Raw genomic sequence first — 12,632 nt, forward strand, 5'->3', positions numbered from 1 at the left:
CACTTTGGCGCGATGATCGCGGCTAACAGCCGCGCCTAAATGAATTTGATATTAACTATCAGACACAACGTGATAGGAATAAAAGCATGTGTGGAATCGTAGGTGCAGTGGCACAAAGGGATGTAGCAGAAATTCTAGTAGAAGGACTGAGAAGGCTTGAATATAGAGGCTATGATTCAGCTGGAGTTGCGCTGCTGACAAAAGAGGGCGATTTCAGCCGTGTAAGACGTGTTGGTAAAGTGAAGGCGCTGGCCGATGCACTGGAAGAGAACCCTTGTGCAGGTGGAACCGGAATTGCACATACCCGTTGGGCTACTCATGGTGAGCCTAATGAGTTAAATGCACATCCTCATACATCGGGTGATCGTATCGCCGTTGTACATAACGGTATTATTGAAAATCACCACGCATTGCGCGAAATGTTAACTAAGCAAGGATATGAATTCACTTCTGATACCGATACTGAAGTTATAGTTCACCTTGTACACTTTGAGTTGACTAGGCACGATACGCTGTTAGCTGCATTCCAAGCCACCATTAAACAGCTTGAAGGTGCTTATGGTGCCGTAGTGATGGATAAGACTGATCCTGATCGTCTAATTGCAGCACGCTCAGGTAGCCCATTGGTTATTGGTTATGGCATCGGTGAAAACTTTTTAGCTTCAGATCAGTTAGCACTATTACCGGTTACGCGTAACTTCTCATTCCTTGAAGAAGGCGATATAGCAGAGCTGACACGTCAGCGTGTAACGATTTACGATACTAACGGCAAGCAGGTCGAGCGACAGATAAAAGAATCTGATATCACTCATGATGCTGGAGACAAAGGGCCGTTCAAACACTATATGCTCAAAGAAATATACGAGCAGCCTATCGCTATCAAAAACACCCTAAATGATCGAATTGTTGCGGGTAAGATTTCAGCAGAAACTTTTGGTACCAATGCAGAGGATATCCTAAAAGATATCAAGCATGTTCAGATTATTGCTTGTGGTACTAGCTACAACGCAGGTATGACGGCTCGCTATTGGTTTGAAGAGGTGGCCGGCATTTCGTGTAATGTAGAAATTGCCTCTGAGTTTCGCTATCGGAAGGCAGTCGTTCACCCAAATTCCTTATTAGTGACCATCTCTCAGTCAGGTGAAACTGCAGATACGCTCGCTGCATTAAGACTTGCTAAAGAAATTGGTTTCAAATCAAGCCTAACGATTTGTAACGTACCAGGTTCATCTATGGTGCGTGAGTCAGATTTGGCCTATATGATGAATGCAGGTGCTGAAATAGGCGTAGCTTCAACAAAGGCATTTACCGTTCAACTAACTGGTTTATTATTGCTGGTAGCGGCCATCGGAAAGTACAACGATATGGATTCGGAGACCGAAGCCACTATTGTTAAAGCATTACTTTCTTTACCGGCTAAAATCGAACAAGCACTGGATATGAATGATGAAATCAAGCTATTGGCAGAAGATTTCGCTGATAAGCAACATAGCTTGTTCTTAGGTCGAGGTGATCAGTATCCTATCGCAATGGAAGGGGCGCTTAAACTTAAAGAGATTTCCTATATTCACGCAGAAGCGTATGCTGCCGGAGAACTCAAACATGGCCCGCTAGCGCTTATTGATGCACATATGCCAGTAATTGTTGTTGCCCCTAACAATGAACTACTTGAAAAACTGCACTCCAACGTAGAAGAAGTCAGAGCACGTGGCGGCTTGATGTACGTCTTTGCAGATACCGGCGCACAGTTTAAAAGTGATGAGACCATGAAGGTATTAGACGTACCTCAGTGCGATAAAATCATAGCACCGATATTGTACACAGTGCCACTTCAGCTACTTAGCTATCATGTTGCTTTGATTAAAGGTACAGATGTTGATCAGCCTAGAAATCTAGCAAAATCAGTAACGGTAGAGTAGGTAAGTACTTACCTATTATATTTATTAGCTCATTTTATACACCCACTGTCATTCCCGCGAAGGCGGGAATGACAGTGCTGTTTATATCGCCTTCGTGGAATGACGGGCGGGTTGTTTACATAGTGTTATGTAGCAAAGCTTCACGCCTCTCAGCTAAAGCCTGACGGATAATTTGCAAAGATGAACTGAAGAATAATGTGGCCATAAAAAATGCCACGATTAGATCAGGCCAACCTGATTGCGTCGCCCAAACGCCACTCGCTGCGAGGATGACGGCGACATTGCCGATGGCATCATTTCGACTGCATAACCAAACTGATCTCACATTTGCATCCCCGTCCTTATATGAGATAAGCAATATGACGCTCAGTATGTTAACGCCTAACGCTGCAGCGGCCACCCAGCTCATAGTGACGGGTTCTGGGCTGTGAACACCTGTCATTTGGTATATCGTTGAGAGTAATACCCAAGCACCTATAAAACTCAGGCTTAGACCTTTACCGATAGCAACCGTAGTGCGCATACGTATAGACTTGCCGATGACCCATAGACTTAACGCATAGGTCACCGAGTCAGCTAAAAAGTCTAGCGCGTCCGCCTGTAAGGCTTGCGATTGAGCAAACAACCCTGCAGTCATTTCCACCCCAAACATTATTGCATTTAACGCGATGACCACCCATAAAACGCGTTTATAGCGGACGGATACACCTTCGAACTTTTTTTCTGAACAGCAGTGAGACCCCATCTTTTTTCTCCCTTTCTAATGTAATAACGCTAGTCTACAATCTCTAGTAACTAGAGGTTCAAGGGATAAATGATAAGAAATGAAAAATTTTCCTATAGGTAAGTTGTCTGAGATAACAGGATGTAAAATTCCGACGATTCGATATTACGAAGATGAAGGATTGCTTCAACGCCCATATCGCACTGAAGGAAACCAAAGACGCTACAACTCAGAGCATTTAAAAAGGCTGAAATTCATAATGCACTCAAAAGGTCTTGGGTTTACTTTGGGTGAGGTTCGCGAGTTGATTGGTTTATCGAAAAATGAACCTGTAGGTCATGAAGCAGATTTAATCGTCGAAAAACATCTTCAATCGGTAGAGCTGAAAATTGCGAGATTACAGTCTTTGAGTAAAGAACTGAAGAATATGCTGGATGCATGCTCAGAAGGCGAAACAGATGGCTGTATGGTGTTAGAGGCTATTTTTGATCATTCACTATGTCAAAATGAGCATTAAATCGGCCTATTATAAGGAGATACGATATCACGTCATTTTGAGAGTAGTAGATATGTATAAAAGGTTATTTTTGCTGGGAACTGTGGGGGGGAGTCGCGATCAGGGAATGACGGCTGGGGCGGTAGTCGATTGCTCAATGTAAGGGCAGACTTATGTGTCTGCCCTTAAATAGCCTAACGTAAAACAACCAAAGGTAAATGAACCTTCTCTATCATTTTAAGCGTATTACTACCCAAAAATGCTTGAGCGATTTTAGAGCGAGAGAAAGCCCCCATCACTAGCATTTCTACATTGTTGTCAGTTTTGTAGTCCATTAACGAATTGAAGATATTACCTTCTAAATAGCTAGATTTAACCTCAAAACCACTTTCTACCAGCATTGCTTCAGTGCGCTTAAATTTATCTACTAAGTCTTTTTGACTGTTTTTAACAGTTACTAGGTGGCAGGTTAGATTATGCAGCAAGCCTCCCTCGATAATCCGCTTAACCGCCTTATCAGCGGTCTCGCGTCCGTCATATGCTAGCATAAAGCTCTTTGGCTCTTTAAAATCCTTATTAGCTATCAGAATAGGGGTATGAACTTGTCTAATGACTTGTTCTATATGAGAGCCAACCGCTTTAAAATCTTGCCCATGGCTTTCTCCTGAGCGACCAATCACCACAAAGCGCGCATCAGACTCAAGGTCACATATGGCTTCTACAATATCACTATGCCGTTGTGTCTTCTCAACTTCGTTACAACCGTTCTGTTTAGCTAATTCACAAGCGTGAGCGAGTAGCTCTTTACCGACTTCTAACGCTAACTTGCTTCTTTGCTGATCAAGTGATGACATTTCTTTTAATAAGGACGAGCGTGCACCCAAGCCGATAGCACCGCTCAAATCTTCCACGTCAGCGGTGTTTTTCTTTTCAATGGCATGCAAAAACAAAATAGGCTTTTTAAGTTTCTTTGCAGCCCAGATACCGGCATTACAAACCGCATCTGAATAAGCTGAGCCATCCACACATGTTATGATTTTATTCATTATTATCTCCTTAGTGTCCGGCCATAAGCTTTTCAACTTCTTTAGGGTCGTTGTGGGCGCCAAATTTGTCAACAATTGTCTCTGTCGCTTGAGACATGCCGATGACTTCTACTTCAGCCCCTTCTCGCCTAAATTTAATCACGACCTTATCTAAAGATGATACTGCAGTAATATCCCAGAAATGAGCATGAGTAAGATCAATAATGACTTTATCTACTACTTCTTTAAAGTCGAAGGACTCAATAAACTGCTCAGATGATGCAAAGAATACCTGCCCAGATACTTGGTAGGTGCGAACATCATCATTCGATTGCGCTGATTTAACCACCATAAACCGGCCAATCTTGTTGGCAAAGAATAACGTTGCTAACAGCACGCCCACTAACACACCTAGTGCTAAGTTGTGGGTTGCTACAACGACGATGACGGTCGAGATCATAACGATATTGGTAGATATAGGGTGTTTCTTCAAGTCTGTAATAGAACTCCAAGAGAAGGTTCCGATAGAAACCATGATCATCACCGCGACGAGTGCGGCCATTGGTATTTGCTTTATCCATTCATCTAAGAAAACAACCATGATGATGAGTAAGGTACCCGCAGTGAAGGTCGACAGTCTTCCTCTACCGCCAGACTTCACATTGATGATTGACTGACCAATCATCGCACAACCTGCCATACCACCCATGAGGCCTGCACCAATGTTCGCTACGCCCTGACCCTTACACTCTTTATTTTTATCACTTTTCGTGTCTGTTAAGTCATCAACGATGGTTGCCGTCATCATGGACTCGAGTAAGCCAACAACAGCAAGGCCGATGGAATAAGGTAGAATTATCAATAAAGTATCTAGATTTAGAGGAACATCAGGCCATAAAAATATAGGTAAAGTATCAGGTAGTTCCCCCATATCGCCAACTGTACGAATATCGAGCCCCATAAAGATAGCCACCCCAGTCAACACTACGATACATACTAAAGGTGATGGGACTGACTTTCCGATGCCTGGAAGGTAAGGGAATAGATAAATAATACCCAGTCCAGCTGCTGTCATGGCATATACATGCCATGTGACGTTGGTGAGCTCGGGTAATTGAGCCATAAAGATAAGGATGGCCAGCGCATTGACAAACCCTGTTACGACAGAGCGAGAAACAAAGCGCATTAAACCGCCTAGCTTTAAGTAGCCTGCAATAATTTGGATAAGACCTGTTAACAGTGTTGCAGCAAGCAGGTATTCTAGTCCGTGGTCTTTTACCAACGTGACCATGAGTAGGGCCATTGCGCCCGTTGCTGCAGAAATCATCCCTGGTCGGCCACCGACGATCGAAATGATGACCGCAATGCAGAATGAGGAGTACAGACCTACTTTAGGGTCGACCCCTGCAATAATAGAAAATGCGATAGCTTCAGGAATCAAAGCCAGTGCAACAACCGTCCCTGCCAGTAAGTCTCCCCGTATATTAGAGAGCCAATCGAGTTTAATTTTTTCAAGCATAGAAAACCTTGTGATGTATTTAGAAGCGACGCAATATTAATCTGGGACTAGAAGTAGCTCTAGTCTCTCAGCTATAGAAATAGGTAGTTATCTATAAACCATAGATAGCATTTTTGTACTTTCTATCGTTTTAGTCTAACGGTGTCACGCGAAGACTGGTGACTTTTGAGGGGAGCGCTATGGCGGCGTAATAAGCAAAGCGCTTTACCTTATATCAAAATTAAAAAATCAGTGCGGGATTTTATAATAAATTAAGGCATAAGAAAATAAGAACGTGGTTAAGCGGGATGACTTTTCTGGCACTTTTCATCCCGCAAATACTCTATTTTAAGCGGCGACCTCAGGTAAAAACGACGTATCAACATAATACTTTTTAGGGTTATGTCTATCGATTAATACCGTTATTTTATCGTCTTTAATATGCTTGCTGGGGTCAAACCACATGTTCTCACTTTTAAATATATGCAGCTTGGCGTTTTCTGGGTTGGTCCATTGAGTATGGATTTGATAAGGACTGCTCCCATTAACGACTAATGATTCATTGACTTCGACACTTTGAAACGTGGTTTCGATAGGAGTACCGTTGGCTTTTAAGTGACGTATTCTCTTTTTGTTTGCGCGGCCAACGAGAGTAATACCTAACCCTACAGCAAAGAAAGTAGTACCTAAAAAGCCCATGATCATACAAAGACCCCATAGCGAGAAAAAGCTGTTTATCTTTGCGTCGTTGGGTGTTTCGGGTTGATAGAGTACCTCAACGCTTTCATTAATATTGTAGCTAGCAGGGTTGCTGCCGCTAGACGAGGTGAATACGATTTCTTGGTCATTCTGTGTGTGGAAAACAACAACCGGAGCATAAGTAGTACCGTTGTTTGAACGTGAACTGACGAGGTCTATAACCGTCCCGTTTGTAATATGGGCTGTTGCTAAAAATGATTGGGTGTTTTGGTAAACCAAGAACGTGCCTATTAGCATCGCCAGACCGATTAATCCAAACGTGTTCTTTACGATAGAGATAGTTTTCATTTTAATTCCTTTTGTCGTATAACTTGTGTAGCAGAGCTATTCGGGCTTCATGCCCATTTGTGGTTATTTATTACTTAACAGAACCGGTTGTTTTGCCTTCTAGTTTATTGACGTTTCGTTTGAGTTGCATGTTTTTAAACCAAAGGACTAATATCGTCATGCCAAGCATCACCTGTAAGACTAAGTCAAAGATGACGTGCCATACAAACCATACAGATATCACAGCGATAAGACCTGACATATAAAATATTTTGTCAAAGCTTAAAAAGGGAGAGATTTTGGGCGAGCGGGATAAGGTTACTTCTTTGCTATTCATAACATCCTTGTTGAAAATATGCATTTAGGTCAAATTTGGAGCGGCAGTATATCAAAGTCGCTATAAAGTGAATACTGCCGACGCGCCTATTTAGGCGTATTGAGTGACTAAGCTATTCCACCTTTCACGTTGCTCTTGAAGATTTGATTTAAGTTCTTTGTATTGCTTCATCGCCTCTGACTTATCACAAGCTTCAATTAAGTGGTTTTTTTGCAACTCTAGCCATGCTTTTTTTGCCTCATAAGCTTGGTTAATGTGCTCAACTAAATGTTCATACTCCGCATGAAGTATCGCGCTTATTTCGTCGGCATTGGGCAGCGCGCTTAACCGCTCATTGGCTTTTTGTAACAGCATATGAGCTTTTGCTTTTTCAATTCGGTCATTACCGCAGGTTCTTAGGTTTTGTGCTAACCCTACTTTATTTAAGCTCCAAATAAGCCATTTAGTGGGGTCAAATTGCCACCAGCGAATGCCGTTACGATAATCAAATTGAAAGCTATGATGGTAGTTGTGATAACCCTCACCAAAGGTGAAATAGGCAATTAGTGCATTGTCTTTAGCAGTATTTTTATCACTGTAAGGCTGACGCCCCCATAGGTGCGCTAGCGAGTTGATAAAGAATGTCACATGATGCGAAATAACCAAGCGAAGCACACCCACCGTTAACAACATACCCCATACATCCCCGTGCCAGAAACCAATAGCTAAAGGGATACCGAAGTTTGTGAGAGCCGCAAGCAGGAGGTAGTACTTGTGCTGCCATATGACAACAGGGTCACGCTTTAAATCAGCAACGTTAGAGTAATCGTCGTAGCGCTCGCGCTGGTACTCTCTTAGCATCCAGCCGATATGTGAATACCAGAATCCTTTTTTGGCGGAATAGGGGTCTTTTTCGTTGTTATCAACATAGCGGTGGTGTATGCGATGATCAGACGACCAATGCAACGCGCTATTCTGAAGTGCAAAAGCACCCCCTATGGCATAAAGAACACGAATAACGATATTAGCTTCGTAAGCATGATGCGACCAAAGACGGTGATAGCCGGCTGTAATAGACATGCCGCAGTAACCAATGCAAAGTACAGTGGCTAGCAAATGATAGCCATCATAACCATGAACGACCCCATACCAAGGCACACCGACTAACGCGACTAGCCCTGTGATTGAAAATATAAGTACATTGATCCAAATGATATTGGGTTTTTTCATAACGTATTCCGACAAACAGTTTGAGCAGTATTAATTGATATTTTTTGGAATTATAGCAGGTATTGGATTAGTTTAGAGTGACTCAGCTTACAAATGTACTCATTTTTTTATGAGGTTCATAAAACGTTAAAGCGAACCTATCAACAAGATAACGTTTAGTTATCGCAAGGCTATAAACGGGTATAGCTATACTTAAAAGGGGGCTTTATGGCCCCTTTTTATTGCATAGACGCTGTAGACATCGCTTTTTCTTGTAACGCTTCTTCTTTTATTTTCTTTTCTAGAATATCTCGGTAATGACGAATTCTTTTAACATATTCAACAGGTTCCGACCCTCTTGCATACCCGTAGCGTAGTCTTGAGTAATACTCTTTTTTTGCAAGTAGTGGCAACACGTCTTGCATATCGTGCCAGTTATTAGGGTCTTTACCGAGTTTAGTCGCAAGGTTTCGTGCATCGTAGAGGTGCCCCATACCGACATTATAAGCGGCTAATGCAAACCAAATACGGCTGTGTTCTGGTATTCCATCAGGAAGACGCCCCATTAGTGAGGACATATAGCGAGCGCCGCCGTCGATACTTTGCTTTACGTCTAGCCTACTCTTAACGCCTACACGCTTAGCTGTAGGTAAGGTTAGCATCATCATTCCTCTAACGCCTGTAGGGCTTTTAGCCTTAGGGTTCCAGTGAGACTCCTGATAGGACTGTGCGGCAAGTAATAACCAATCTAAGTTGTACTTTTCAGCGGCTTGCTCGAAATATGTCTTAAATTTTGGCAGCTTTGAATCAATTCTTCGGTGGAAGGCTCTGATATCTACATAATCAAAGATAGGCACATATTGATAGTAATGCTGGTTTAGAGAGGCCAGCAAACCAAGTGCTCTATACTGCGTGAACCAATCATCAATCACTTGTTTTAGAGCGGTAGATTTTTTGTTTAAAGTCCAAGCGAGCGGTTGGCTTTCTGTAATGGATAGCCCTGTTTTAATATTAGGAAAGTACCGTTGATTGAGTTTAACAATATTAGAGTCACTGACTACACACTCGATAAGGCCGTCAGCTACATCATGTATTAGCTCTTCGGTGGAGGCTGATGCATGTTCAGTCCATGAGATCGCGGGTGTGTCTTGGGCGAGTTCCTTTAACCTTTCAACGTAGCTACTCTTTGCTATGACATGTATATTGCGACCTGCCAGGTCACTAATGTTTCTCGGTGCACCTTTATCGCGATTACAGATAACTTGTTGTTTTATATTATGGTAAGAGGGGCCAAAGAGGAAAGATTGCTGCCTTGTGCCCGTTTTTGTGATGCCTGCAGCGGCTAAATCAACCACTTCGGCGTTCACAGCGTCTAGTATGTCTGCAATATTGTCGTAGACGACTATTTCTAAGTCGACCCCTAAATAGTCTGCGAAGTCTTTAGCCAAATCATATTCAAATCCTTTAGCGCCCAATGGGCCATGATAGTAGGTTGTAGGTGCATTCCGAGTGGCGACTCTTAACGTGCCTCTTTTTATAATAGAGTTAACTAGAACAACGGGGCGGGGGATACCTGTTTCATCCGGCTCTTGTGGGTAAAGGGAGGACTTACCGTCTAAGGATGTGTTTAGGTTAAAGGTATTTGTTTTTACTAAGAGCAAAGCTGACAGAAGAGATATTACTAGAATGCTAAATATTATTTTGCTTTTAAGTTGAATCACCACTAATCACTCACTCCTCTTTTTCTTTAGAATACCTCAATTATTAAGCTTAGCCCAAGATGACAAATGTAAACTTTGGTTTACATTTAAACGCGCAAGTTATTAAAATGGCTCGATTCAAACCACTAATACGCTATTTGAGACATTATATGAATAAGACACTCCTTTTATTAGCCTTTATTTCGTTAACGGGTTGCCAAACATCAGGGCAGCTAACCAGTATGGCTGCGAATGGTATTTCAGCATCTTGTGATCAAATTCAAGGTGCTTTTTCGGCGTATGATGCTGACAGAGCATCGGTCGATACACTCACAAACCTCGGTAAAATGATAAATGTAGAGTATGGAGAGCTAGCGGGTTCTGCTGTAAAAGTGTCTGACTCGTATTATCAAAATGTTAAAGATGCGACTAATATTGCGCTAAGCATTAAAGGTTGCCCTCAGGTATAAGCGTTAGTCTATTTACTCACTCTGTTCCTGTCCTTTTTAATGAATAGAGTGAGTCTGTCATATACCTAGCTCTAATTAACTTATAAATAGTATGAGTTGGTTTTGAGCATAGAGTCCAGCTTATGAGTAGCGATACACGCACGAATACTACTGATAGCCCCCTATCGTCTCCGGATGTTTACTGTCCTGTCTTGATGATAGCCTCTCCCGGCCCTGGTCATGGTAAAACAATGTTGTCAGCATTGGTTGCTCGATTACATCTTAATAAGGGCCGCAAAGTACAGGTGTTTAAGGCAGGCTCTGATTTAAGCGATCATACCGTTCTTGAATGCGCATCTGGCCAGAAGGTACTGAGTATCGACTTATTGACGATGAGTGAGTTAGCTATTAAGCGTGTGCTGTATCATGCCGCTTATGAGAGCGATCTGATTATTATTGAATGCGCTAAGGGGTTGTTTGATGGGCAAGCCAGAGGCTCACATGCTGATTTAGCAAGGCTTCTTGGCGTCCCTATTGTGGTGGTGATTGACGCTCAAGGTATTAACCAAACATTTGGTGCTATTGCACATGGCATGCAAAGTTTTCAGCCAGACCTTCCTTTTGGGGGGGTTATTGCCAATGGCATGAGTAATGTCGATCATTTTCAACGAATCAAACAAGGAACACCTGCTCGGGTTCCCCTTATTGCGGGTATCCCCAGAGATAAGAAATTGGCACTGCCTGCTCGCTACTTAGCGTCGATTCAACCCAGAGATTGTCATGATCTTGACCGATGGCTAGAGGAGGCCATTGACACACTGATAAGTAGTCGTTTCACCGCAGGTATCGAACGACTGCCTGAAGCCATTTGTTTTTCGTTGCCTAGGTCGACTCAATTTGGCTGCAGGGACTTTTAGCTGAAAAAACACCTATATTAATAGCTTGCTAAAAATGACCACTCCGTCAACAATAAGTGACAATTCTCATTAAAATAAAAAATAAGGGGATCGAGTGTGTTGCTAATGACGGGCTTTAGTCTGGGCTGTATAGCTATTACATTTTTGATTGTCACCCGTGATTTTGGTCATCTTCCAGTTGCTAGAGTGTTTCTTGCGCTTTTGATCGCCGCAAGTGCTTTTTTACTTAACAATGTTGTTTCTCAAGACTGGAAGTGGCTGACAGCAGATGTTATGACGATGTTGCCGGCCCTGTTCTGGTTGCTTTGCCAACTAGCGTTTGCTCGGCGTCCGCATTTGCTCTCTATTTTGGGGGGGGTTGGCGCTTTATAGTTTTATACTTCCTGCTATTACTCGGCCTTTTGGGGCTAGCGACCCTTTATTAGGTGGACTTCATTATTGGGGGTGGAAGCTCCCTACGTATATTGAATATCTGATTATTTTACATGGAATGTGGGTGGTTATTGCCAATTGGTCAGATGATTTGATTGAGTCAAGAAGAAAGCTGCGAGGAGCGTTACTAGCGATTGTAGGTGTTGCTGCATTGTGGATAACAATATCGCTAAATACCGGTTACGGCTCTATTTTGTGTTTGCCTGTCGTGGTGGGTGTGGCAGCCTTGATTGTTGCGAGTCTTTTACTGAAAGGGCGAACAGGTGTGCTGCTGGGACCCTCGAAAGCGGTGGAGGTAATTGATGTAGGTTACCGAACACTAAGCTCGTTTAATCGGGCGTTTAAAGAAATTTTAGAGCAAACCCCAACCACTTTATAGACAGAGCAATCTAGTCAGTGAGCCGCTAAAATGTGATTGAGTTCACTGTACGATCCGGTAAAAATTTTGGCTAGAACCACTGCTTAATTTCAATATTATTGATTTTTATTTTATTACTTTTCAATCTTTTAGAAGAATTTTCCAGTGCTATTTTACGTATTGCTTAGTGTGGTTTTAAAAAATGCTTAGCGATATTTCAGTTCTGTACATCGCCTTACATTGAGCCTTCTCCTGAGTTGTTTTTTACTGTGTCGCACTGTCTCTACTTGTCATGCTGTTGTGCCTTTACTACAAGGTGCAGATGATACCCGTGGCGCTATTTTTAAGCCGATAGGGCCAAAAGCGCGATTCTTAAATATGGATGACGATTATGGCGACACCATTGCTAATCAGCGTCATCGTATGCCTGAGCTAGGACGAAGTACGGTGCATACAGAAGGTGTATCTTTGCTGCAAGCTTGGATTAACAACTTGCCGGCGGCAAGCTACACACCTTAATCGATAGAAAGCATAAAAACACTAGACGCTGACATTTGGCAGCT

The 12,632-nt window shown here is 42.6% G+C and carries 14 protein-coding genes; 7 read left to right on the forward strand and 7 right to left on the reverse strand.

What is annotated here, in order from left to right; genetic code table 11:
* Nucleotides 1-86: 86 nt before the first annotated feature.
* Nucleotides 87-1,919: a glutamine--fructose-6-phosphate transaminase (isomerizing) gene (glmS, locus tag NKI27_RS00095; protein WP_265047664.1), complete on the forward strand. Its 1,833-nt coding sequence runs from the start codon at nt 87-89 to the stop codon at nt 1,917-1,919.
* A 115-nt stretch (nt 1,920-2,034) separates the two neighbouring features.
* Here glmS and NKI27_RS00100 read toward each other — a convergent pair whose 3' ends face one another.
* Entirely contained in the window at nt 2,035-2,664 is a 630-nt protein-coding gene (locus NKI27_RS00100; RefSeq protein ID WP_265047665.1) for a cation transporter, read from the reverse strand.
* Nucleotides 2,665-2,743: 79 nt separating this feature from the next.
* On the opposite strand from NKI27_RS00100, the gene NKI27_RS00105 reads away from it, so the two are divergent.
* Entirely contained in the window at nt 2,744-3,160 is a 417-nt protein-coding gene (locus NKI27_RS00105; protein WP_265047666.1) for a MerR family transcriptional regulator, read from the forward strand.
* A 173-nt stretch (nt 3,161-3,333) separates the two neighbouring features.
* On the opposite strand, the gene NKI27_RS00110 is transcribed toward NKI27_RS00105, so the two are convergent.
* The 6 genes from NKI27_RS00110 to mltF all read right to left on the reverse strand — a co-directional run bounded on the left by NKI27_RS00110 (nt 3,334) and on the right by mltF (nt 9,937).
* Nucleotides 3,334-4,185, reverse strand: coding sequence for a universal stress protein (locus NKI27_RS00110; RefSeq protein WP_265047667.1), 852 nt, complete (start codon nt 4,183-4,185; stop codon nt 3,334-3,336).
* A gap of 10 nt (nt 4,186-4,195) precedes the next feature.
* A complete protein-coding gene (locus tag NKI27_RS00115; RefSeq protein WP_265047668.1) occupies nt 4,196-5,683 on the reverse strand; it encodes a SulP family inorganic anion transporter in 1,488 nt (495 codons plus the stop codon).
* Between the two features lie 327 nt (nt 5,684-6,010).
* Nucleotides 6,011-6,709 (reverse strand): DUF3592 domain-containing protein, encoded by a 699-nt coding sequence (locus NKI27_RS00120; RefSeq protein ID WP_265047669.1) that lies wholly within the window; start codon nt 6,707-6,709, stop codon nt 6,011-6,013.
* A 70-nt stretch (nt 6,710-6,779) separates the two neighbouring features.
* Entirely contained in the window at nt 6,780-7,025 is a 246-nt protein-coding gene (locus tag NKI27_RS00125) for a hypothetical protein (RefSeq protein WP_265047670.1), read from the reverse strand.
* Between the two features lie 90 nt (nt 7,026-7,115).
* Nucleotides 7,116-8,234 carry an acyl-CoA desaturase gene (locus NKI27_RS00130; RefSeq protein ID WP_265047671.1) on the reverse strand — a complete coding sequence of 373 codons (1,119 nt, stop codon included), beginning with the start codon at nt 8,232-8,234 and terminating at the stop codon, nt 7,116-7,118.
* Between the two features lie 218 nt (nt 8,235-8,452).
* Nucleotides 8,453-9,937, reverse strand: coding sequence for a membrane-bound lytic murein transglycosylase MltF (mltF, locus tag NKI27_RS00135; RefSeq protein ID WP_265047672.1), 1,485 nt, complete (start codon nt 9,935-9,937; stop codon nt 8,453-8,455).
* Between the two features lie 146 nt (nt 9,938-10,083).
* Here mltF and NKI27_RS00140 point away from each other — a divergent pair, with 146 nt between their 5' ends.
* From NKI27_RS00140 to NKI27_RS00160, 5 genes are all read left to right on the forward strand, one after another.
* Nucleotides 10,084-10,383, forward strand: a complete 300-nt coding sequence (locus NKI27_RS00140) for a hypothetical protein (RefSeq protein ID WP_265047673.1) — start codon at nt 10,084-10,086, stop codon at nt 10,381-10,383.
* Between the two features lie 122 nt (nt 10,384-10,505).
* A complete protein-coding gene (locus tag NKI27_RS00145) occupies nt 10,506-11,279 on the forward strand; it encodes an AAA family ATPase (protein WP_265047674.1) in 774 nt (257 codons plus the stop codon).
* A gap of 96 nt (nt 11,280-11,375) precedes the next feature.
* Nucleotides 11,376-11,651, forward strand: coding sequence for a hypothetical protein (locus tag NKI27_RS00150; RefSeq protein ID WP_265047675.1), 276 nt, complete (start codon nt 11,376-11,378; stop codon nt 11,649-11,651).
* Nucleotides 11,638-12,090 (forward strand): hypothetical protein, encoded by a 453-nt coding sequence (locus NKI27_RS00155; RefSeq protein WP_265047676.1) that lies wholly within the window; start codon nt 11,638-11,640, stop codon nt 12,088-12,090. The genes NKI27_RS00150 and NKI27_RS00155 overlap by 14 nt, the downstream gene beginning before the upstream one ends.
* Nucleotides 12,091-12,369: 279 nt before the next feature.
* Nucleotides 12,370-12,588, forward strand: coding sequence for a hypothetical protein (locus tag NKI27_RS00160; protein ID WP_265047677.1), 219 nt, complete (start codon nt 12,370-12,372; stop codon nt 12,586-12,588).
* Nucleotides 12,589-12,632: the final 44 nt, after the last annotated feature.

Origin of the sequence: Alkalimarinus alittae (assembly GCF_026016465.1) — a bacterium.
GTDB classification, from domain to species: Bacteria; Pseudomonadota; Gammaproteobacteria; order Pseudomonadales; family Oleiphilaceae; genus Alkalimarinus; species Alkalimarinus alittae.